The organism is Streptomyces sp. NPDC048248, from assembly GCF_043201875.1.
Classification (GTDB): Bacteria; Actinomycetota; Actinomycetes; order Streptomycetales; family Streptomycetaceae; genus Streptomyces.
Genome location: NZ_JBICZL010000031.1, coordinates 1 through 22176, shown reverse-complemented (window position 1 = coordinate 22176; position 22176 = coordinate 1). Strand labels below are relative to the sequence as shown.

The following is a 22176-nucleotide window of genomic DNA, read 5'->3' as shown; positions in this document are numbered from 1 at the left end:
GCGCTGCGAACGCATCCGTCCCCTGCGCGGCCGGCCCCTCGTGCCAGTCACACCCCCGGAGTCATCAATTTTGTTATCTGTCGAGCGGGTGGGGGGCTCGGTCCCGGCGCCAGCGGGGCAGGGCCAGGTGGGTTGCGGCGCGCAGCAGCCATTCCAGGGGGCCGTAGGCGTGGGTGCGCATCCAGCGTGCAGAGGCGTACAGCTGGCAGGTGTACAGGGCCAGGGTGAGGAGAAGGACAGAGGCGGGGTGAAGCAGACCGACGGCGGCGAGGCCGTAGCCGGTGAAGACGAGGGCGAGCACGGCGGACTGGGCGAGGTAGTTGCTCAGTGCCATGCGGCCGGCGGGTGCGAGGGCGCCGCTGATCCTCTGTCCATGGCGGCTGTGGAGCAGGCGCAGGAGTGTGGCGGCGTAGGCGGCTGCGAGGGCGGGGGCGGTGAGGACGTCGACGGCCAGGGCGTAGGTCTCGCTGGGGGTGCCGGTCCAGTGGGTGGTGGCGTGGGTGTAGAGGGCGGCGCCCGCGAGTCCCACGGGGAAGCCGATCAGCTGGATGCGGCGCAGCAGGACGGTGCTGGCGGGCCGGGTGAGGAGGCCGAATTTTCCAGCGGCGAGGCCGAGCAGGAACATCGCCAGGGCGCAGGGGGCCTGGAACAGCAGCAGGAGGGCCGCAGTGTCGGGCAGCTCCTGCAGATGGGCGGTGACGACCTGTACAGGATCGCCTGCGAGAAGGGCTGCGGTGTGCTGGGCGTGGGCAGTCGCGGCCTGGGCGTCCAGGGTGCTCGGAGGGCCGAAGGCGGCCTGGAGCGTGCCGAGGCCGGCGTACACGGCAGCGGTGACGACCAGCAAGACGCAGGCGGCGGTGGCCGCGGTGCGCACCCGCAGGCCGCCGGCCGCGAGCAGGACCAGCCCAAGGAGGGCGTAGGTGGTCAGGATGTCGCCGGTGAACAGCAGCACCGCGTGGGCTGCGCCGATCACGAACAGGGCGGCCAGGCGGCGCAAAAACGCGGCGGTGAACCGGGTGCCGCGGCGCTCGGCGGACAGGCGTTGCAGGGTGAAGGAGTAGCCGAACAGGAACGAGAACAGCAGGTAGAACTTCGTCTCGAACAGGAGGGTGATGAGCGTACTGGCGGCCCGGTCGGCGACCGTGGTGACGGCGGGGTCGTCGACGCCTGTGCCGTGGAAGGCGGAGGCGAAGTAGGTGGCGTTGACTATGAGGATGCCCAGCAGCGCGAAGCCGCGCAGAGCGTCCAAGTCCGTCACACGCGTACGGCCTGCCACGGCCGCAGATCTGGTATCCGCGCCAAGAGGTGGATGCATCACGAGGTGTTCCCTTTCCAGAGGTTGAAAGGAGGCTGAGCCCGCAGGGCGGAAGCGGGGGCAGGGTTAGCCGTCGGCGGCGGTCCGCTGGTGGAGGACGGTGCGGGCGTCCTGGTGCAGTTCGGTGATGCCGTAGAGGGTGATCACCGCGTACAGGGCGAGGAGGGCGAGGCGGTGGTTATGGGTGCAGAGCACGGCCTGGCTGGAGGCGGCGAGGACGAACAGGGTCCGCAGCGGCAGCCGCCAGGTGGGGCGGGCAAGGATCCCGGCGGTGAGGAAGGACAGGCAGACGGCAAGGCCCAGTCCGTCACGCTGCACGAGGTTCAGCACGGCGATGGCGGCCACCAGCGCCATCCACACCGGCTCCGGCGGCCGGCGCAGCATCGCACGACGGCGATTGTTATGAGGGGGCTGGTCCACGGACTCTCCTTCGGAAGCGTTGTCGAGGGACGCTTCAACGCTAGGAATCGCAGGGGCAGTAGGGCGTCGGGCGCACGTCGGGGTTGTCGGTGAGACGTTCGTCGGACGCGAGCCGGTCTGGGGAGGGCGCCCATGCGACCTTCGTCGTATGCGGCACGCCCAGGCAGGGCGTTGCCGGTTCCTAGACTGGCGAGGTGACCGTGAACCCTCTGCCACCTCGTCTTTCGTCCTCGGCCGCCGCCTGGTGGGGCGGCCTCGCGGCGGTGGTGTTCGCCGTGGTCGCCACTCGCGAAGCCGCCTCCTCGGCTGACCTGGCCGGGCCGGTGTGGCTCAATGCTTTGTGCGCGCTCGGGATGGCCGTGCCGCTGGCTGCCGGCCGCCGACAAGCGGTGGTGTCCGTGATCGTCACAGTGATGGCGGCCATGGCGCAGACGACCTGGCTGACGCCGTCCACGAACCTGGCGATGCCGTTCCTCGCCCTGCTCGCCGCAGCGTTCACCGCAGGCCGGTACGCATGTAGCCGCCGGATGTCCCTGATGCTGTTGGGGCTGTGCCTGGCGGAGGAATGGGCCGGCCCGATCGCCGTCAACGGCGACCCCGTCTGGGACGCTGTGTTCGTCAGCCTCGCCCTGTGGGCGGTCTGGCTGCTTGGGCGCTCAGCGTTGGCCCGCTTCGACCTCGCCCGGGCCGAGCAGGCGCGGCGCGATGCCGAACACGAGCGCACCGAACAGATCCGCGCGGCCGTCACTGCCGAGCGCCACGCCGTGGCCCGGGACCTGCATGACACGGTCGCCCACGCCGTCACCCTGATGGTCCTCCAGGCCACCGGCACCCGCCTGATTGCCCACAAGGACCCCAATGCCGCCGTCGGCGCCCTGGCTTCCATCGAGAAGGCCGGACGGCAGGCCATGGAAGACCTCCGTGCCATGCTCCACGTCCTACGCCAGGACCCCGACAGCCCCGACAGCCCGCCGCCCAACCTCGAACAGCTGGCCGCCCTCGTCGATGCCGCCCGCTCCAGCGGCGTCGACGCCTGTCTCGACACCAGCGCTCTGACCACGGAACTGCCCCGGCCGCTGGCCGTCACCGCGTACCGCACCGTCCAGGAAGGCCTGACCAACGCCGCCCGCCACGGCCCCGGCGCCCGCGTCCGCATCACCCTGCGCACCACACCCGGTCAGCTCACCATCACCGTCACCAACGGCCCACCCGCCGCCGACCAGCCTTCGCCCACGACGGGAAGCGGGACCGGCCTGGCCGGACTGCGCGAACGCGTCACCGCCCTCGGCGGCACCCTGACCGCCGGCCCGCAGCGCGACGGCGGCTACACCCTGACCGCCGCCCTCCCCCGGAGCTAAGCATGAACCAGATCCGCGTCCTGATCGCCGACGACGAAACCCTGGTGCGTGGCGGGCTGTCCCTCATCGTCAACGCCGCCGACGACCTCACCGTCGTCGCCGAAGCCGCCTCCGGACCAGAAACTCTCGCCCAGACCGACCGCGCCCGCCCCGACGTCATCCTGTTGGACATCCAGATGCCTGGCAGTGACGGCATAACCGTCACCCGCCAGCTCCGCGACCACCCGCACCGCCCCCGCATTGTCATCGTCACCACCTTCGGCCTGGACACCTACCTCCACCAGGCCCTCGACGCCGGCGCCGACGGCTTCATCCTCAAAGACGCCCCCGCCGAACTCATCCAGCAAGCCATCCGCTCCGCCCACCGCGGCGACGCCGTCCTCTCACCCCAGATGACCCGCACACTCATCCACCGCTACACCAGCCGCCCCGGCCCCGATCCCGCCCCACCCCCCGGCTACGACCAGCTCACCGCCCGCGAACGCGAAGTCCTGACCCTCCTTGCCCAGGCCCACTCCAACGCCGAAATCGCCGCACAGCTGTACATCAGCGAAGCGACCGTCAAGACACACATCACCCGCATCCTCATGAAACTCGGCCTGCGCGACCGCGCCCAAGCTATCGTCCTCGCCCACCGCCACGGCCTGGACCGCCCCACACCGTGACGACATGCCATCTTCAACATCCACGGCCCAGCGGCGACATTGCATCGAACGACAGCAGCAATGGGCCCTCGCATAAATGACCATCTGTGAGAGTTCTGCGAGAGGCCCGGAACGATCACGTTTCCGCAGGTCGCCCTTCGCAAAAGTCCTCTCGAAACCCGCGCGTTGTGCGAGACACTTCTGAGAGACCGCCCGCATGGATCTCACGCCCGATCAGGCAGCACTTGCAGTAGAACGTCACGACTGCCCGAACTGTGACGCGCCCGCCGGCAGCGCCTGCCGCACCCGGGGTGGGAAGACCGCCGCGAAGTACCACACCCCCCCGCTTCGTCCTCGTCCCTGCACTCCGCGAGGAACTGGAGATCCCCGTCCCCGCCGACCGCCACCCCGGCCGCGCATGGAAGCAGGGCCCGGCTCTCACCGAGGTGCCCGCGCCCCGCACCGAGCGGCCGGTGAGGATCGGGTACGCCCGCACCTCGACCGTCCGCCAGGAGCTGGCGAGCCAGCTCGAAGCCCTCCACCTCGCGGAGTGCCACAAGGTTTTCAAGGAACAGATCAGCACCCGCGTCAAGGCCCGGCCCGAGCTGGAGAAGGCGCTCGCGCTGGCCCACCAGTTCAAGGAGGCCGCCCCCGAGACGCCGGTAATCTTCACCGTGCACGAGCTGAAGCGTCTGGCCAGGAACGCGGCCGAGCTGATGACGCTGTCCGCCGAGCTCCAGGCCGGCGGCTCCAGCTCGAACTCCTCACCGGACCGCTCACCGGGATCTACGACCCCAACGGCATGGGCGCCATGTTCTTCGCCGTCCTCGCGGTCGCAGGGCAGATCGAGCGCAACCACATCCGGGAAGAGACCCTCGAAGGCCAGGTCATCGCCGCGTCCAAGGGCAACCACGGCGGACGGCCCAAGGTCATCGACGACGACATGCTCACCTTCGCCGTCGCACTCAAGGACAAGGGCGTCGCCGTCCCCGAGATCGCCAAGAAGCTCACCATCAAGGCCGGCAAAAACGCGGGCAAGTCCCCCTCGGTCGCCTCGCTGTACCGGGCCCTCGCGGAAGCCGAAGCCGCCGCGGTGGACGACGGCCTGCCGCTAATCGACCTGCGCGACCGGCTCCAGTCCCAGCCCCACCCGAACACCGAGATGCGGTAGGGCCTTCCGTGCCTGGCTTGGGGCTCACCTCGGTCACCCGCGGGGAGCGAGGGCCGACCATGATCAACGGCTTAGCGCTAACGGCTGTACCGATGTTCCTCAAGGCCGGTCTGGAACGATCCGCGTTCACCTGGCAGGTCCGCGGGCGAGCAGGTGCGGTAGGTCCACGCGATGGCTTCAAGGGGACGGCGGTGGTCGGCCACCGCCGTCCCTTGACCGGATCGGCCGACATCACCGGCTCGATCCGATGCCGCATCGCCTCACTGACCGTTGACCGGACCGACACACCCGACCAACCGCCAAGTGACATGGGCCAGTTGCGCTGCGGCGACTTGATGTCGTCCGTCGGTGGTCGGGGCGTCAGGCATGGTGGCCTATGACCGGGATACGGACCCGACCGGTGTCGTGCGGGTCGGCACCCGAGCCGGCCTCTGCACTGCGGGTCGTGTTGCTGTCGAAGTGGAGCAGTTCCCAGAGCGTGCGTCCCTTCACCGTCTCTACTTTTTCGCTCCCGTCGGTCGCCGTACGCTGAAGAGTCACCTCACCGAGAAACCGGTGGTAGGCACCAGCCGATCCGAAGTTCAGCAGGAAGGCGTCCTGGTCGCGCTGGAAGGTGATCGTGTACGTGGAATCGTCGTCGGCACACTGGTACTCCAGGCGATCGGCCACCGGGAATTTGCTGTCGTCGTGGACGAAGAGCTCCCCCTCGGTGCAGTCAACGGCGTCCGCGCCGATCGCGGAGGCGATGATCCGGCCTGACTTGGCCACCAGCACGGCGGGAAGAACTGCCTTGTCGTAGCGTTGGTGGCTGGCGAACATCAACGTGACGACCGTGTACTCGCCCAGCCGGGCGCGGCCCCAGTACCAGTGATCGAGCACCTTGCGAGGAGCGATGTTGCCCCAGTTGTGGTCGTGGTAGCCGGTGCCGGTGAGCCGTTGGGTTTCGCCGCCAAAGGTCACTCTCGCGTCGACCTTGCCGTGGGCGACGACGGGCAGCCACGCGATGTAGTGCTCCTCGTCAGGGCCGAAGAAGGCGTGCCCGGTCTCCGGCCGCCAGGGCGGTACCTGCGCGGTGAGGGTGAGATCAACGACGGTGTCTTCGATCTCGACATGAAGGGTGTAGCCGTCGGGGCCGGAGCGGAAGGTGTGGGGGCCGATCGCCACGTCGCATTTTTCCCGTGAAGCGGTGAAGTCCGCGGGTTCCCCGGTGTATTGCCTGTCGGTCCGGGAACCGTCCGGGCGGGTCAGCGTCAGCAGGACGAACGGAGTGAGCGGTGCCCGGGGGGAGACGAAAGGCGGCTTGGTGTGGAATTCGACGGTCAGGGTGGAGCCGTCGTCGAGATGGGCGTCGCAGTACCACCACTCGAATGTTCCCTGAGCGGGGTCCGTGCGTAGCCCGTCCTCCCATGGCTGGACGACGTCAGGTGTGAGGTTCAGCCGCTCGTAGTGGCGCGGCAGGCTGCCGATGACGGCGTGCATGACGGGTTCCTTCGGTGACGGTGAGGTGGGGTTCAGGCGCCGGTGTAGACCGGAGTACGGCGCTCGATCAGGGCGCTGATCCCTTCGGCGGCGTCGGCAGTCGCGAAGAGTCGGGGACCCACCTCACCGCGCAGGCTGGCGGCGGACGCGGCGATCGGTCCGCGAAGGGCCGCGCGGGCATCGGCGAGAGTGGCCTGGACGGCGAGCGGTGCCTGTTGCGCGATGCGGTGGGCGAGTGCCGTCGCACGGTCGAACTGCTCACCGGGGCGGACGACTTCCTGGACGACGCCCATGCGCCACGCTTCTTGAGCGTCGAACTGGTCGCCGGTGAGCAGGTAGCGCATCGCGTTGCCCCAGCCGGCACGGTGCGGCAGCCTGACCGTGGCACCGCCCAGGGCGACGATGCCGCGGGTGACCTCCTGCTGGCCGAAGAGGGTGTCAGCCGAGGCGACACACAGATCGGCGTTGAGCACGAGTTCCAGACCTGCCGTGAAACAGCGCCCGTGGACGGCGACCACGACGGGTTTCGTGGCCGACTCCCCGTACATGCCCCAGGGGTCGCGGCCGGTGGCCGGGATGAGTCCCTCGCCGCCGGTCGCCAGGCGTGGGGCGAGCGAGGCCAGGTCGAGTCCGCCGGTGAAATGAGGGCCATTGCTGCGGACGACTGCCACCCGCAAAGTGGGGTCGTCGGACAGTCGGGCATAGGCATGAGACAGACCCTCGATCATGTCGGCGTCTATCGCGTTGGCCTTCTCCGGCCGGTTGAGGGTGATCGTGAGCACCGCGCCTTCCCGGCCGACGAGCACCTTCTCGGTGGGGGCGGCTGCGGTGGGAGCGGGGTTTCTTGTCGAGGACATGGGTTTACCGTAGGAAGGGCAACGGCAGCGATTGCGACATCGGACGGAGCTCCTGCGACATGCATATCGGAGTGGTGGCGCTCCCTGGTTGCTGGGACTCGGGGCTGACCACCGTCCTGGATGTCCTGCGGACGGCGAACGCCGCCCGCAGGCAGGTCGACCGGGAGATCCCCGCCATCACCGCGGTGACGGTGGCTGCCGGGTGCGACCCAGTGCCGACCGCAGGGGGTCTGCTCGTACCGGTCGCCCGCACCCTGGACGACTGTGTGGCCACGGCCGACCTGGACCTGCTGCTGGTACCCGCGCTGGCCGCGGAGAGCCCCGCCACCATGGTGGATGCTCTGATGCGCCCCGAAGTACGGGCGCTCCGCACGGCCCTGCTCGACTGGTCCGCCGACGGTCGTGAACTCGCCGCGGCGTGCACGGGCACTTTTGTTCTTGCCGAGGCCGGGCTGCTCGACGACCGGCAGGCCACGACGAGCTGGTGGCTGTGGGATCTCTTTCGCCGGCGCTATCCCCGGGTCGGACTGGACGTGTCCCGCATGGTGGTCCGGGACGGCACTGTCGCCACCGCCGGTGCGGCCTTCGCCCATATCGATCTGGCCATGAGCCTGGTGGCGAGGGTCAGTCCGCAGCTCGCCCACGTCACGGCGACTGCCCTGCTCATCGACGAGCGTCCCGCGGGCAGCGTCACCTCGGTCACCGGGCACCTCGCCGAGAACGACCAGTTGGTCAATGACTTCGAGAGCTGGGTACGGTCCCATCTCCAGCACGACATCGCAGTGGTGGACGCCGCGCTCGCCCTCGGCACCACCCGCCGGACTCTCGAGCGGCGGGTGCGGGAGCGCCTCAACATCACCCCGTACGGCTTGGTGCGCAGGTTGCGCGCCGAGCGGGCCGGGCACCTGCGCCGGACGACCGATCTCACGATGACGGACATCGCCCGGTTGGTCGGATACCGCAACGCCTCTTCGCTCCGAGCCCTGCTCAGGGCGGAGTCCGAGAGCCCTGACGGCGTGTGACGGGGTCGGCGACGTCGCATCCGTTCCCCGTCTCCGGGCTTTGCGGTGATCGTCATGCCCCACCCGCTTCCGTCCCCTGCCGCCGACCGACGGCACCCCTGCCGCCGCTGTGGACATTCAGCGCAGCACCAAGAGGACGGCCAACGCGATCAGGAGGGAGTCGATCCGGTCCAACAGGCCTCCGGAGCCGGGCAGCCAGCGGCCGGCGTCCTTGGTCTGCGTGCCCCGTTTGACCATCGATTCGAAGAGGTCGCCAGCCGGACCGCCGACCGCCACCGCCGTCGCCATCGGCAGGCTCCACGCGGACAGTAGGGCGAGCACGCCCACACCGGTCGCGGCCCCCGCCAGGGTTCCGCTCCACCGCTTGGCCGGGGAGAGGGGTGACAGCCGTGGCCCTCCCAGCCGCCGGCCCGCGAAGTACGCCACGATGTCCGCGACCGAAACCGCCACGAAGAGAGCGAGCGCGTCGGCCCCGAGCGGCACCAGCGCGGCCAGCAACCCGAGCCAGCCGAGCCCCAACAGCCCGGCACCGACCCGGCGCAATCCCTGTTCGGCGTCGCCGGCCAGCAAGGGCACCGCGGCGACCGCGAGTGCCCCGGCGCCGACCACCCTGGGCAGCTGCCCCGGCATCAGCCAGGCAGCCAGGACCACGCAGACCACCGCCGCGGCCAGCACCGCCCGGTCCGGCCGGCCAAGGCGCAGCAGCGCGCAGAATTCCACCGTCGCCACCACGCCCGCTGCCGCGGCAAGGGCTGCGGCGCCCGGGCGGCCCAGCCAGAACGCACCGGTGACCAGCGGCACGCCAACCGCCCAGGCGCACCACCGCATCCACAGCTCGCGCTTTCGGGACGCGAGCACAGCGATGCCGCCGAGCACGAGACCCCCACCGAGGAAGGGAGCCAGGCGGGCCACGGTTGTCACCGGCCGCCCCCGGCGTCCGACCCGCGCCACGGCGCCGTCCAGGGCCTGCGATCCGGAGGCCGCAGCGCATCGAGTGAGTCTGCGTACGCGGCCACGATGCGCGCGTTCTCATCGGTGTCCCTGACGGCGATCCGTACGCAGCGCCCTTCATAGCCGGGCGAGAGCGGCGACAGGTCCCGCAGGTAGACATCGCGCCGGCGGCACTCGTGGATCAGCTGGGCGGCGCTCGGCCCGTAGCGGGGCAGGGTCACGGTGAGGTGGTTGGCCACGGACTCGTCGATCACGGCCGAGACGTCCGCACCGGCCAGGTCGGCGGCCAGTCGGCGGCGCAAGGTGTGCGTACGGTCCCAGCAGCCGGCGTAGTAGTCGGGATCGCGCAGCGCCGCCACCGCAGCCATCTGCGCCGGCAGGCTGACGGCCCAGGGAGGTGTCCAGCGGCGCAGGTGAGCCGTCGTGTCCGGTTCGGCCACCAGGAAGGCGGCCCGCACCCCGGACAGCGCGTACATCTTGGACAGCGAACTGCAGACCACCACCCGCGGGTCCGCGGTAGCCACCTCGGCCAGTGACTCCGCCATGTCGACGTAGCCCATGTATGCCTCGTCGATCCACCACCGGGTGCTGCCCGGGGTCGCCGCGATCACCCGGCGCAGTTCCGCTGCCGGCAGGTGCCGTCCGGTGGGGTTGTTCGGGTTGACCACTACCACCAGGTCGTAGGTGCCGGCACGGGTGCACGCGGCGAGCCGGTCCGGATCGATGCGCCAGCCGTCTTCCCGGCGCAGCCGGAAGCGGTTCACCCGGCACCCGATCACGTCCTCGGTGACATGTGCGTACTCGCCGTAGCCCGGGTCGATGAGCAGGACTCTGCTCCGGGGGGTCAGCCACCGGCCGAACGCCCGGAAGATGAGATCGGACGAGCCTGCGCCCACCGCGAGCGTCTCTTCCGGGAGGGAGCGGGCCGTAGAGATCTCGGCCAGCAGCCCTTCGGCACCGGTGGGCGGGGAGGTCCGCGATATCCACGCCAGGTCTTCCGCGAGCAGGGCCCGGACACCGGGGGCCGGCGGGAACCAGGCATCCAAGACATCTGCCGCCACGATCTGGTGACGCCGGTCCAGATCACGGAAGTCCGCGCCGATGGCGGTGAAGGAGGCGCCGCCGTGCTCGCAACCATCCGGCCGCGGAGCGAACGCCGCGTCCAGATGCCAGTCCACATCACTCCCCATGCGCCGCACTGTGGGGCCGTATCGATCCAGAGTGGCCCTCGTCAGGTCTTTCACGGTGCCGGTAAGCACCTCGAAGGTCACCGCGCCGCACCGCACGGTGTGACCGGTCGGCTGAAGGCCGGCGGCCGTATACATGGCGAGGAGCTGGGTGCGGCCCATGGCCACCACCCGGCGGCCGCCCCGGGCGGCGATCCAGCGCAGTGCCGCGTACATCAGCAGCAGCGCCGCCATGGTGTTCCGCCGGTGCGGCTCGACGGTGAGAAGACGAACCTCGAACAGGCCCTCCTCGGCCAGCAGCGGCAACTCTTCGCGGGTTAGGTACTTCTCCAGCCCGTACCGGCCCACCCATGGCGGGGTGATGCTGACGCAGCCGATCCGTTCCTCACCGCGCGCCACGACGAGGTAGACGTTCTCCCCGTCCAGCCCGTCGCGCAGCCGTCCTTCCGGAACCGGGTCATGCTGGCCGAGTTCCTGCGCGTACACCCGGTGCCGCACCTCATGGATCCAGTCGACATCCTCCGGAGTAGCAGCACGCAGCTGCAAAGCACGTTCCACAAGCAACCTTTCGATGTGACGGGCGGCGGCCGCGCCGGATCCGGGGACGGCGTGAAGGATGGTCCGCCCTCGCCGCCCGGCCATGGTGCGGCACGCGGCTCGGCCGCGCCTGAGTAGCCGTACTCAGACGCGGCCCGTCCGTCGAGACCTTGCGGGGCGCTGGCGTCAGCGTGCTCTACGGACCGGGTGGGTTTGAAGGGCTGGGCTTCCCCTGCGATGTGGGTGTCGGGGAGTTCAAGCCACTGGTCAGACCTGGCCGCCGCCGACGGACATCGATCGCGTCGACCGGACGTACACCGAGGGGAGCGAGCGCACGAGGACTCCACCTGCCGGGACGCCCCTTCGGGCAGTGCAGTTGAGTAATGACTCCTCATGCCCGGCCAGGCGGACCGGCCCTACCGTGCCCAGGGGCTCGTGTCCGATGCTCAGAGCCTCAATCCGTCCTTCGGACAAGGGCGTGCCGTCGGCAGCGTCGACTCCTGGGAGTTCGCGCGGCCACTCGGGCAGGCCGACGGTTACTTCAGCGGGTTCGACGTCGTCCTCGGCCCCGCCGTGAGTTGACGGTGTGACAGGGCCCTGGCGCTTCCGCGCGCCCGAGGCCGCTTGATAGTAGATGGAGAGAGAACCAGTGAGGATACGCAGCATGGGCGTTCTGTTGTCCGCCGCGGCGATGACAGTGGCCCTCACGGGATGCAACGACGGGGACGCAGACGCGGCCAAGGGGGACGGGAAGACGCAGTCCACGCCCGCAGGGGATTCCACGCCATCGAAGGGCAAGGGCAAGGGCGAGGGCGTCGCCAAGGGCGAGCCGGACCCCGCCTCGGGCGGTGGTGACGCCGACGGTTCGGGCGGCGGGGGGGCCACCGGGGCCAACGGCTCGGGTGGCTCGGCCGACTCCAGCGAACAGAGCACCCACCCCTGCTCGCACCCTGACCTCAAGGTGACCCTGACGGTTCAGCCCGGTGAGCAGAACGCGGGCGCCGCCACGGTCCAGGCCAAGAACACCGGCTCCGCGGCCTGTCACCTCCCGAAGGTCCTGGACCTTCGGTTGTGGGAGAACAGCAAGGAAGTTCCGGTCGAGCTGCAGGCCGACCCCACGGGGGAGGGGCTCAAGCTCGCCCCGTCCCAGTCGGCCTTGGCGTACCTCACCTTCGGTCTGCCGGAGAAGGGTGAAGAGGTGGGCAGCCTCGTCGACAGCGCACAGTTCGAGTTCAACGAGGTCGGAAAGGTCGAGGCCGAACTGAAGGCCGGGATCGGCATGGAGGGGGAGGGCATGGTCGTCATGGACTCGGACTTCACCCTCTCCGATTTCCAGCGGGACTAGCTTGCGGCACCCGGCCGCCTCGACGGTGGCCGCCGGCGTTCCCGACCCAGGCGAAGGCGTGCCCGCGACCTGGGCGCTCTGATTCGGTCGGGGTGCCCGTCCAGGGCGCCACGTCGAAGCCCGGCGACCGGGCGGCCCCAGCCGCCCTCTCCTCCGCCTCGGCCCCTACACCCAGGGTCGGCACGCCGGCCGCGCCGCTGACTGGACCGTCGATGAGCTGTACGCCAGCCTCCGATGGGCCGAATGCCTGATGCGTGAGAGCAAAGGCTCCATCACGTGCGAGGACTACAGGAACGTCGCGGATCAGGTCTTCCACGGCGTGGGCGACTGGGTGTTCACCCCAGCGCTGTACGACGTCGACAGCTATCAGGTTGATGAGTACTCGGAGTTCCTTGAGCAGCGGGACATAGACCCGGCGCTGCCCGTCGAGATGCAGAAGTACGCCCGGGGGTTCATACGGGATCTTGCGGCCGAGATAGCTGCCGATCCACCCGACGTGGTCGGGTTCACGAGCACCTTCATGCAGAATGTGCCGTCGCTGGCACTGGCCAGGGAGCTGAAGAAGCTCGTACCAGGCATCCGCACGGTGCTGGGCGGCAGTAACTGCGACGGAGCGCAAGGTCCTGCCCTGCACCGGAATTTCGAGCAACTCGACTTCGTGATCAGCGGTGAGGGAGAACGCGCACTGCCTGCGTTGCTGAATCGCATCGCCAAGGGCGAGTGCCTCGCTGACGTTCCGGGGCTCAGCTGGAGGGGGGAAGACGGGCAGACGGTGGCGAATCCACCGGCCAAGGCGGCACTGCCGTTCGGCATGGTGCCCGCGCCCGACTACGACAGCTACTTCCAGGCGCTCGAAAGGTCACCCGCCCGGCGCCACGTACGCCCGATGCTGGTCCTGGAGACCTCCCGCGGTTGCTGGTGGGGAGATGCTCATCAATGCACGTTCTGCGGACTGAACGGATCGAATATCGACTTCCGGAGCAAGGCTCCTGAGCGCATCGCCCAGGAAGTCCGGGAGCTGGCCGAGAGCTACCAGGTTCTCGACCTGGTCACGGTGGACAACATTCTCGACATGAAGTATCTCAATACGGCCATGCCGGAGATAGCTGCCCTGGGCTGTGATCTGAGAATCCACTACGAGATCAAGTCCAATATGAACAGGGAGCAGTTGAGCAAGCTGAAAGAGGCGAACGTCCTGTTCGCGCAGCCCGGTATCGAGAGCCTGAGCAGCCACGTGCTGCGCCTCATGGACAAGGGCGTCAGTGCCGCGCATAACGTGCGGATGCTGCGTGACGGGCAGGACCTCGGGCTCAACGTGACATGGAGCATCCTCTACGGTTTCCCCGGTGAGACGGAGGAGGACTACCGTGGGCTGCTCAAGAAAATGGTCACGCTCGAGCACCTGGAACCGCCGACCGGAGCCTGGCGCATTGCGCTGGAGCGGTTCAGTCCTTACTTCGAGGATCCCTCCCAGGGGTTCATGTTCCGCCAGCCCTCGGCGATATACGACTTCATCTATCAGGTCCCACGGGATCAGCTGTACGACATGGTGTTCTTCTTCGACACCAGTGTCCAGGGAATCTCGGGTCCCATCGATGACGAGACGAAGCAGGCGTGCGAAAAATGGGCGAAGGCGTACCCGCAGAGCACCCTGTCCTATTGGACCGATGACCGAGGCCGGGTCGTCATCGAAGATCGCCGTGCCAGCTGGCCGGAGGAAGTGATCGAGCTGGACGACGTCCAGAGCAATGTGTACCTCGGCATGTTCCAGTGCGCCGCCCGCGAGGGTATACGCCGGCGACTTGCCGACAGCGGGCACGCCGTCAAGGAGGGGAAGATCGAGGAGATGCTCCGTTACTTCGTCGATCGTGGCCTGGCTTTCGAGGACGAGGGGCGCTACGTGAGCGTCGCCGTTGAGGTTGACCCGTATCGCCGAAAGCTGGTCGGCGGCAAGGAGGTGGCGGCTTCACTATGAGCGCGTTGATGGACATCGATGAACTCAGGACACGCGGCGCGAATGACGGGCGGGGGCCTGCCGGTGGCCGTCCCGCGACCTTGACCCTCGGATCCGACTGGGCCGAACTTCCCGTCGCCACCGAGCTGGCGGCGCTCCTGCCCCGGGTACCTGTCGCCGGGGTGCGGCTCGCGGAGCCCGCCGACTTCTCGGTACTCCCCAGTCAGGTGATCGTGCGGATCATCGCGTTGATTCGCGAATGTTCCTCGATCGGTACCAGGGGCACCTGGTCACTGATCCTCGGCGACGAACAACTCGCCCTGGTCTCACGTCTCGATCACCTGCCCGCCCCCGACAGCATCACGGTGCTGGAGAAGGGGACTCCGTCCGTCGGCGAGTGGCGGTCTTCCAGCAATTTCGGACTTCTCTACTTCCGCAAAGGTCCGAAATTCCTGTCTGTCGTCGATCAGCGCCCCGAATCCAGCCGCGAGATCATTGTGGACGATCCCGTCCTGATGGACGTCTTCCTCCAATGTCTGGACGGATGCGCGTGGGCCGAGGTGACCCGGAACTCGCGATACGCCGCCGCCGCGCGGGACCTGGTGAGCAATGGCCTGGCGATGCGTGTCGGCGATCATTGCGTGACTCTTCCAGTGCACATGCGTTCGTGGCCCCTGGGTGTGGCTCTACTGGGGGGACCTTGGCTGCCGCCGGGAAGAAATCGGACGGTGCGGAGTAGTTCGCGCGCGGCCCCGGTGATATCGCCGGGGCCGACAAGAAGCACATCGCCGTCGAGTTGGCCGATGCGCTTGCCGGGCCGGCGGCGCGACCGAACGACACCGCCATCGTGTCCCTTGACTAACCGCACCCCCCCCGGCCTGCCCTCAGGTAGGGCAACGAGATCTGCCTGTCCGGCCCTGAGCTGACGGGCGATCGGCGCGGGCTGGGGCGGTGAGACACCGATACGTCGCAAGAGGACGGCGGTGTCTCACCGTGCCGGGGTCGTCAGTAATCGCTGTTCATGGCCGCACGCACCTCGGCGAGAGTGGCATCAGCCGCAGCTCTGGCCCGCTCGTTGCCTTCACGCAGCGTCCGGCGGAGGTAGGTGGGGTCCTGTGCATATTCGGTTCGGCGAGCCCGGATCGGGGCCAGGTACTCGTTGACCGCCTCGGTCACGGTCTTCTTCAGCGCGGCGGCTCCCGCAGAGCCGATGTCTGCGGCCACTTCCTGGGGGGTGCGGTCCAGGCAGAGGGACGCCAGCAGGAGGAGGGAGGAGACATTTGGGCGAGTGGCCGGGTCGTAGGTGATGTGGCGCTCGGAGTCGGTCTTCGCCCCCTTGACCAGGCGGGCGGTCTCGTCGGCGTCGGCAGCCAGGGTGATGGCGTTGCGGCGGCTCTTGCTCATCTTGGTGCCGTCCGTGCCGAGCAGGAGCGGTGCGCTCGACAGCAGGGCATCGGGCTCGGGGAACACGGCGGTGCCGTTGCCGTAGCGGTCGTTGAAGCGGCGGGCGATGGTGCGGGTCAGTTCGAGGTGAGGGAGCTGGTCCTGGCCGACCGGGACCAAGTTGCCCTTGCAGAAGAGGATGTCCGCGGTCTGGTGGACGGGGTAGGTGAGCATCAGGCCACTGACGGCGGACTGGCGCGAGTGGGCGATTTCGTCTTTGACCGTGGGGTTGCGGTTCAGCTCGGCGACGGAGACGAGGCTGAGGAAGGGCAGTAACAGCTGGTTGAGCGCGGGGACGGCGCTGTGCGTGAAGATCGTGCTGCGCTCCGGGTCCACGCCGATGGCGAGGTAGTCCAATACCAGTTCCTGGACGTGCTCGGTCAGGTTGTCCGCTACATCGCGGTCGGTCAGGACCTGGTAATCCGCGATGATCACGAACATCTCCACTCCGAGGTCCTGAAGGCGTACTCGGTTCTGGAGCGTGCCGAAGTAGTGACCCAGGTGCAGGCGGCCGGTAGGGCGGTCGCCTGTCAGTACACGGAATTGTCCGGGGTCCTTGAGGATCAGTTTTTCCAGCACCGCACTTCGGGCCTGCGCGGCAGACGTCCCGAGCGTGTTGGCGGAGGGGCCTGAGGCAGGGGCGTCGGGGCCTACGGCCTGGGGGGTGGTGTTCACAAGGTCTCCTGGTGGGTCGATCTCGCCGTCCGGGTGAGACGAGCCCTGGTCCAGGGACGCGAAAGGGCCGTCCATTCGAACGGCCCGGTCATGCATGAGAGGCGGCCGCTCCTACAAGGAGCGCCACCAGCTCAGACACGAGGAAAGATGCATGCGGCCATCATAACGGCATGCACCACAACCATAGGCGAATTACTGACTCAGGACACTAGGGCCCGCGCCTGGCTCAGCGGCGTGCGAACGGCCCAAGGTGCGCAGGCGTACCTCCGAGACCGCCTCCTATTACCGGTGCGTGGGGGCGGGTGTCTGCGAGGTCTGAGGGTGCCGAGTCTGCTTATTACCGGGTCTTCTGCACGTGGGTCGTGTCGATGTCGAGGGAGGTTCCGTCGACGCTGGTCGGCGCGAGTTCCGGCACAGGGTTGCCGTGCTGGTCGACCAAGGTGGAGTGAGTCTCACCGGGGGCGAAGGCATGGCCTTCTCCCCACTGTCGCAGAGTGAGGATGACGGGGAAGAGGTCGCGGCCGGCGTCGGTGAGCACGTACTCCTGGCGGCGGCCTGTTGGTGCGGTGCGCTGGACGAGGAGCCCGTGAGCGGTGAGCCTGCGGAGGCGGTCGGTGAGGATATTGCGGGCGATGCCGGTGCGTCGCTGGAACTCGGTGAATGATCGCGCCCCGTCCATCGCATCACGGATGACGAGAAGACTCCACCTGTCGCCGACGAGGTCGAGCGTGCGGGCGACGGGGCAATCGGGATCGGTCCAGTCGAGGTCTGCGGCGCGCAGGGTGGTGCGCGACATGACACCTCCCGGTGGGTTGTGGATTGAAACCATCATGCCGTACAGCTCAATCGGTTGCAATCTGCTACCACCATGCCGTACGGTCAAATCGGTTTCAAATTGCTACCGATTGGAGATGCGATGAACGTGTGGCGGCGGTTGCTGCTCGCGGTGGTGTGTGGTGTCGCTGTGGCGAGCGTCTATGCCGCCCAGCCGGTCCTGGAGGTAATGGGACGCGATCTCGGTGTGCCGGCAGAACTCACTGGGTGGATCGTCGCGACCGGCCAATTCGGCTATCTAATTGGGCTGCTGTTGCTGGTGCCGCTTGGCGACGTGGTCGCCAACAGGCGCCGGCTCATCGCCGGGCACCTGGCGATCACCGCAGTGGGCATGCTCGTGACGGCCTTAGCTTCAGCGGCATGGATGGCGTTCGCGGGGCTCGCGGCGGCTGGGTTGTTCGCGGTTGTGGTGCAGACCACGCTGGCCTATGCGGCGTCAGTCTCGCTGCCCGCCGAGCGCGGACGGAACATCGGTGTCGTCACCTCGGGCGTTGTGGTCGGCATCCTGGGCGCGCGGGTCGTCACCGGCGCGCTCGCCGAGGTGTGGGGCTGGCGGAGCATCTATGCCGTGCTCGCGGTGCTGTCCCTGGGGCTCGCTGCCCTCGTCCTCGCGGTGCTGCCGCCGGAGGAGCGCGACGACCGATCTGCGGGGTACAGGCAGGCCGTCGTCTCACTCAAGGAACGGTTCAAGGAGCGCCTCTTCCTGACGCGCGGGCTCATCGCGTTCTTCTTGTTCGCATCGTTCGGAACGCTGTGGAGCGGGCTGTCCCTGCCGCTGGCGGGCTCGCCGTGGCAGTTGAGCGAGAGCCAGATCGGACTGTTCGGCATCGTGGGACTCGCAGGCGCGCTCGGTGCGGCACGCGCGGGACGGTGGGCGGATGCAGGACGGGCAATCCCGGTCACCGGTCTCGCGCTCACCCTGCTCATCCTCTCGTGGGCAGCGATCGCGCAACTGCCGTGGACACTGTGGCTCCTCATCGTCGGAATCGTGGCTCTCGACTTCGCAGTCCAGGCCGTGCATGTGAGCAACCAGCACCTGATCACCACCGCGCATCCGGATCGCACCAGCAGCGTCATCGGTGGGTACATGGTCTTCTACTCACTCGGCTCCGCACTCGGCGCAGCCGCAACCACCGCCCTCTTCACCACCTATGGCTGGGCGGGCTCCAGTCTCCTGGGGGCCGGATTCGCGGCCTGCGCACTGGTCGTCTGGGCGACCAACAGGCGACTGCCCCTCAGTAGCGCGAACCTCCGATCCGAGGAAGCAGGCCCGCGGGAGGAAACGCAAGAGACGGGCCAAGCCGGACAGGTGATGAATAAAAGGCGCTCTGTCGCACAGGACGGACGGAACAGTTGATCTGGGTCGGGGCCAGGCTGGCCGCGCCCGGGCAGGCCGGCCCCGGGGATGGGTGGGTGTGGTCAGGCGTCCGTGAGGCGCGTGAGCAGAGTCCGGCGCGGGAGGTCCGTGAAGGTGTGATCAAGGACCGGAGCTGGGGGAGGGGAACGAGGTAAGCCGATCTGGTGGTTTGAGGTCCTCTTCGACGGTGACACCGAGTCGCGCGTGTACAAGCCCGGTGAGATCGCTGTGGGGGGAGCCGGGTGAGTGTGCTGGCGAGGCAGCGAGGTAACGGCCGGGAGGTTTCTCGTAGCGGGTGGCGATGTCGCGCCATTGTTCTGTGAACACCCCCGGGGTCGAGTAGACGTTCACCCTCGCGCCCCGCTGAACCGGCCCCAGGCGGCCCCTACCGACCGACATCCAGCCAGCGCCACATTGTCCGCACCACCTCCCGGACGCGGCGACCCGCCGCACATGCGCGGTGGTCACCTCCCCTCGACGGTGCATAGCCAGCAGTCTGGTAACCGTTTGCTCACGCCCCACCACCCCCACCTGAGGCCTCTCCCCTGTCCCCAGCCCCGTCGCCTGGGGAGCTCGCCGCATCAGGACTGGCCGCAGGGCGGGTAGGGGCCGCGCAGCCGGACATCGGGCAACAACAGCGTGGTGCTGCCGTCTGGCTGGCTGAAGAGCTCCAACGCTTGTGCGGCATCAGCGAGGAGCGGAGCTGGACCCTTCTGGCGGCTGGCCGGGGCGCCAGGAGAGGCTTGCGGTGCTGGGGTTCAGCGACGGTGGCGCCCCGAGCGGTTCCAGATCCGGTCCTTATGAGGTTTCTCGGGTGCCGCCGTCGGGTGCCTGTACGCGGAGGTATCGCCCCGGGGGTCCCCCGTTCCTCCCGCCACGGATTCCGCTCGCTCTGCCCGGGCGCCGAGGGGCGACCCGACGCGAGTGTCGTCCCCGCCTCTTCCGCGACCCCCGCCGCTCTTCCCCGATCTGCCGGGGCGGTCCGGTATAGCGGCGTTCCCTCGCCCCGTCGGCTCGTCGCGGCCGCGCTTCCCCGTCGCCTGCGGAGCCCGTACCTTCGGCCCATTGCCCTGGCCCGGCCCGCGCCCTTCCCCCTCCTTCACCTTTTTCGGCTTTTCGGCTGACGACAGCTCACACTCCGCCGCAGCAACCGTCGCCCGGCCGTCCCGCAGCTCGCGAGAGACACCATGCGGCGGGTGCGGCGGGCCGCCGTGCGCGCCGGTCCCGCCCGGCTTGCCCGACGCCCCGGAAACCCCCCGTTCTCCCGGGCACCGCTGCGGTCGGCGAGGGAGGGGGACGGAGGAGGGGCCGCTCCGGACGGACCCGGGCCCGGTGACCGTCCCAGTGGGGCGGGGCGCGGGTGCGCCGGTACTGCGAACGTCCGGTCGGTGCGGGGACACCGGATGTGGCCCGGCGGCCGGGGTGGAACCGGGGACGAGGACGGCTACCGCGAGCACCGAGGCCGCTGTTCCGGCTATCAGCGTGCCGGCCGCCCCCGGAATCTTCGTGAACAGCGCGGACAGCTTGCCCATCAGCTGGGCGAGGCTGGTTGCCACGGGTGGCGCCGCGCCCGTGCCCGCCGCGGCGCCGCTCGCAGCGAGCGGGAGCCCGAGCCCTGCGGCGCCGAGCAGCGCGATCGGCACCAGGTCGTGCAGGCTGGAATTGAGATCGGTCAGCTCCGTGATGGCCAAGGCACAGCGTTCGCAGTCCGCCAAGTGGCCGCGTAGTTCACGTTTCGCGCGCTGCCGCAGGGCGCCTCTGGCGTACGCGCCGAGCCGTCCGGCGAAGGTCTCGCACGTCGCGTGGCGGGCCAGTGATTCGCTCACATGAGCCTGCAGATAGGCCTGTCGCAGCGCCTCGCGGGCCCGGTGGGCGAGCACCGCGGTGGCGTTCGCGGTGAGCCCCATCAGCTCGGCCACCTCCACCAGCGGCTCCCGTTCGACCACGGTGTGCCAGAGCACCGTCCGCCAGCGTTCCGGCAGCGCGCGAAAGGCCTGTAGAACCCGTGAGTGCTCAGCCTCCTGCATCACCTGGGCTGCCGCCGACTGCCCCGTATCGGTAGCGTAACGGTGCGGCGACCTGTCGGCCGGAGTCCCGAGCGGCTCGAAGTCCTGGACAAGGTGTTCGCGGCGGCCTGCCCGTGACCAGTCCGCGGCGACCCGGCGGGTGGTTGTGAGCAGGTAGGCGCGTACCGAGATGCCGGGGCCGCCTCCGCGGCGCAACTGGCGCAGTGTGCGGACGAAGACCTCGGCGGCCAGGTCCTCGGCTGTGTGGCTCTCCCGGCAGCAAGTGCGCGCGTAGCGCAGCACCGCTTGCGCATGACGCCGGTAGAGCTCCGCATACGCACTGTCGTCCCCGCCCCGTGACCGCGCGACCAGGTCCTGGTCGGTACTGCTTCCCTCGCGCGGACCGGGCGCCTGTTCACCCGACACTCGTCCCCCAACAGCTCCTCGTCATTCCGCCGGGGCGCGGGGCCGCTCCGCACCTCCCCCCGACACCGGTCTCCCGGGTAACGACGAGTTGATCAGGAAGTAAGTGAACAACTGGTCGGCACGGCCGGAATCACCTGGCCAACGGGCCCTAGGTGAGCGGGAACCCGCAGAGGAGCGCCTGCCCGTCGCCGCGAACTGCCTGGTGGCGGAGCTGTGTACAAGGGCTCCTCGCGGGATCCGCCGTGCAAACGCGGCAGACCGCACGGTGAATTATGGCCAGATCACGTCGCCGCCGATGGGCCGTGCCCGACCGAGCAACTTTCAGGTCCGGGAGCGGGCATTTCCCCATCGCGCGCATTCCTTGATCCACTCGACGCTGACAGAGGAGCGACATCACCGCGGTGAAGGTGCGGGGCACCATGTCCTCCGCGCGAGGATGGCGCGTGGGGGCCCGAGCTGCCGTCGCCGCTCCAGCAGCCAGTAGGCGGCTGGACTCGTGTTCGATGCAGACGCCGTACCGCCCCAGTCGCAGTGGAAGGGGCGCCGGGGAGCTCCAGTTCGTTTTACGGAGATGGCCCCTTGGTGCCCGCCGGGCAAAGAGGTGTCGCGCGGCCCCGCAAGAAACCCGACAGCGTCGCGGCGAACAAGACATACGGCAACGGGCCTTGCCGCAAGTACCTGCGACGACGCGGCATCCGGCGCACCCTCCCAGAGAAGACCGACAGTCAGGCCGCCCGCCTGCACAAAGGTTCACGCGGCGGACGGCCACTCGGCTTCGACGAAGAGCGCTACAAGAAACGCAACGTCGAACGAGCGATCAACCGGCTCAAACAACAACGAGCCGTCGCGACCAGATACGACAAGCGCGGTTACGTCTTCCTCGGCACCGCAACAGCCGCAGCCCTCGCTATCCGACGCCGAACATGATCGACCGGACAAGTCCGCCCGTCGGCCGTCTGACCTGACCCATCACGCCAAGGCGCTGGACCTCAAGTCTAGTTGAGCTTCTAGGTTGTTCCCATGACCACTTCGAGCAACACCTCAGCCCGCTTCGTTCCCTCCCACGACGACGCCGGCCTCATCGCTCAGCCCATCGGGTACTGGGCCAACGCGGCCGGTCAGGCCGTCGTCCAGAACATCCGGGCCGCGCTCGGCGCGCTTGGCCTGACCCAGCCCGCCTGGTGGGTCCTGCACC

Annotated in this window: 18 protein-coding genes and 3 pseudogenes; 11 read left to right on the top strand and 10 right to left on the bottom strand. The window is 68.7% G+C overall.

Annotated elements, in window-relative coordinates; translation table 11 throughout:
- Positions 1–73 precede the first annotated feature (73 nt).
- Together ACGFZW_RS36785 and ACGFZW_RS36780 are read right to left on the bottom strand one after the other, a co-directional pair.
- Positions 74–1258: a DUF418 domain-containing protein gene (locus ACGFZW_RS36785; protein WP_393897680.1), complete on the bottom strand. Its 1185-nt coding sequence runs from the start codon at positions 1256–1258 to the stop codon at positions 74–76.
- A gap of 123 nt (positions 1259–1381) precedes the next feature.
- On the bottom strand, positions 1382–1735 hold the full coding sequence (locus tag ACGFZW_RS36780) for a hypothetical protein (protein ID WP_393897679.1): 354 nt from the start codon (positions 1733–1735) through the stop codon (positions 1382–1384).
- A gap of 194 nt (positions 1736–1929) precedes the next feature.
- On the opposite strand from ACGFZW_RS36780, the gene ACGFZW_RS36775 reads away from it, so the two are divergent.
- From ACGFZW_RS36775 to ACGFZW_RS36760, 4 genes and pseudogenes are all read left to right on the top strand, one after another.
- Positions 1930–3093 carry a sensor histidine kinase gene (locus tag ACGFZW_RS36775; RefSeq protein ID WP_393897678.1) on the top strand — a complete coding sequence of 388 codons (1164 nt, stop codon included), beginning with the start codon at positions 1930–1932 and terminating at the stop codon, positions 3091–3093.
- Between the two features lie 2 nt (positions 3094–3095).
- A complete protein-coding gene (locus tag ACGFZW_RS36770) occupies positions 3096–3758 on the top strand; it encodes a response regulator (protein WP_393897677.1) in 663 nt (220 codons plus the stop codon).
- 254 nt (positions 3759–4012) lie between these two features.
- Positions 4013–4426: pseudogene (locus tag ACGFZW_RS36765) on the top strand (recombinase family protein); the annotation flags it as partial.
- 113 nt (positions 4427–4539) lie between these two features.
- Positions 4540–4908: a hypothetical protein gene (locus ACGFZW_RS36760; protein WP_393897698.1), complete on the top strand. Its 369-nt coding sequence runs from the start codon at positions 4540–4542 to the stop codon at positions 4906–4908.
- A gap of 107 nt (positions 4909–5015) precedes the next feature.
- On the opposite strand, the pseudogene ACGFZW_RS36755 reads toward ACGFZW_RS36760, so the two are convergent.
- From ACGFZW_RS36755 to ACGFZW_RS36745, 3 genes and pseudogenes are all read right to left on the bottom strand, one after another.
- A pseudogene (locus tag ACGFZW_RS36755) lies at positions 5016–5218 on the bottom strand (transposase); the annotation flags it as partial.
- Positions 5219–5268: 50 nt separating this feature from the next.
- The gene (locus ACGFZW_RS36750; RefSeq protein WP_393897676.1) at positions 5269–6387 is read right to left on the bottom strand and encodes a lipocalin-like domain-containing protein; all 1119 of its coding nucleotides are present in this window, start codon (positions 6385–6387) and stop codon (positions 5269–5271) included.
- A 32-nt stretch (positions 6388–6419) separates the two neighbouring features.
- Positions 6420–7244 carry a crotonase/enoyl-CoA hydratase family protein gene (locus tag ACGFZW_RS36745; protein ID WP_393897675.1) on the bottom strand — a complete coding sequence of 275 codons (825 nt, stop codon included), beginning with the start codon at positions 7242–7244 and terminating at the stop codon, positions 6420–6422.
- Between the two features lie 59 nt (positions 7245–7303).
- Here ACGFZW_RS36745 and ACGFZW_RS36740 point away from each other — a divergent pair, with 59 nt between their 5' ends.
- Complete coding sequence (locus tag ACGFZW_RS36740) at positions 7304–8266, top strand: GlxA family transcriptional regulator (RefSeq protein WP_393897674.1); 963 nt, start codon at positions 7304–7306, stop codon at positions 8264–8266.
- A 117-nt stretch (positions 8267–8383) separates the two neighbouring features.
- On the opposite strand, the gene ACGFZW_RS36735 is transcribed toward ACGFZW_RS36740, so the two are convergent.
- Positions 8384–9187: a phosphatidate cytidylyltransferase gene (locus ACGFZW_RS36735; protein WP_393897673.1), complete on the bottom strand. Its 804-nt coding sequence runs from the start codon at positions 9185–9187 to the stop codon at positions 8384–8386.
- A complete protein-coding gene (locus ACGFZW_RS36730) occupies positions 9184–10962 on the bottom strand; it encodes an aminotransferase class I/II-fold pyridoxal phosphate-dependent enzyme (protein WP_393897672.1) in 1779 nt (592 codons plus the stop codon). The genes ACGFZW_RS36735 and ACGFZW_RS36730 overlap by 4 nt, the downstream gene beginning before the upstream one ends.
- 414 nt (positions 10963–11376) lie before the next feature.
- On the opposite strand from ACGFZW_RS36730, the gene ACGFZW_RS36725 reads away from it, so the two are divergent.
- The 4 genes and pseudogenes from ACGFZW_RS36725 to ACGFZW_RS36710 all read left to right on the top strand — a co-directional run bounded on the left by ACGFZW_RS36725 (position 11377) and on the right by ACGFZW_RS36710 (position 15166).
- Positions 11377–11523: a hypothetical protein gene (locus ACGFZW_RS36725; RefSeq protein WP_393897671.1), complete on the top strand. Its 147-nt coding sequence runs from the start codon at positions 11377–11379 to the stop codon at positions 11521–11523.
- 82 nt (positions 11524–11605) lie between these two features.
- Complete coding sequence (locus ACGFZW_RS36720) at positions 11606–12286, top strand: DUF4232 domain-containing protein (protein ID WP_393897670.1); 681 nt, start codon at positions 11606–11608, stop codon at positions 12284–12286.
- A 202-nt stretch (positions 12287–12488) separates the two neighbouring features.
- Positions 12489–14261: pseudogene (locus tag ACGFZW_RS36715) on the top strand (RiPP maturation radical SAM C-methyltransferase); the annotation flags it as partial.
- A complete protein-coding gene (locus tag ACGFZW_RS36710; RefSeq protein ID WP_393897669.1) occupies positions 14258–15166 on the top strand; it encodes a DUF5825 family protein in 909 nt (302 codons plus the stop codon). The pseudogene ACGFZW_RS36715 and the gene ACGFZW_RS36710, both read left to right, overlap by 4 nt.
- 79 nt (positions 15167–15245) lie before the next feature.
- Here the strand turns inward: ACGFZW_RS36710 and trpS are convergent, their stop codons facing one another.
- Both trpS and ACGFZW_RS36700 read right to left on the bottom strand, forming a co-directional pair.
- Positions 15246–16358 (bottom strand): tryptophan--tRNA ligase, encoded by a 1113-nt coding sequence (gene trpS / locus ACGFZW_RS36705; protein ID WP_393897668.1) that lies wholly within the window; start codon positions 16356–16358, stop codon positions 15246–15248.
- A gap of 337 nt (positions 16359–16695) precedes the next feature.
- Entirely contained in the window at positions 16696–17154 is a 459-nt protein-coding gene (locus tag ACGFZW_RS36700; RefSeq protein WP_393897667.1) for a winged helix-turn-helix transcriptional regulator, read from the bottom strand.
- A gap of 120 nt (positions 17155–17274) precedes the next feature.
- On the opposite strand from ACGFZW_RS36700, the gene ACGFZW_RS36695 reads away from it, so the two are divergent.
- Entirely contained in the window at positions 17275–18549 is a 1275-nt protein-coding gene (locus ACGFZW_RS36695; protein ID WP_393897697.1) for an MFS transporter, read from the top strand.
- 758 nt (positions 18550–19307) lie between these two features.
- Here the strand turns inward: ACGFZW_RS36695 and ACGFZW_RS36690 are convergent.
- Positions 19308–20981 carry a sigma-70 family RNA polymerase sigma factor gene (locus tag ACGFZW_RS36690; protein WP_393897666.1) on the bottom strand — a complete coding sequence of 558 codons (1674 nt, stop codon included), beginning with the start codon at positions 20979–20981 and terminating at the stop codon, positions 19308–19310.
- Positions 20982–21560: 579 nt separating this feature from the next.
- Here ACGFZW_RS36690 and ACGFZW_RS36685 point away from each other — a divergent pair.
- Entirely contained in the window at positions 21561–21908 is a 348-nt protein-coding gene (locus ACGFZW_RS36685; RefSeq protein WP_393897665.1) for a hypothetical protein, read from the top strand.
- Positions 21909–22176: the final 268 nt, after the last annotated feature.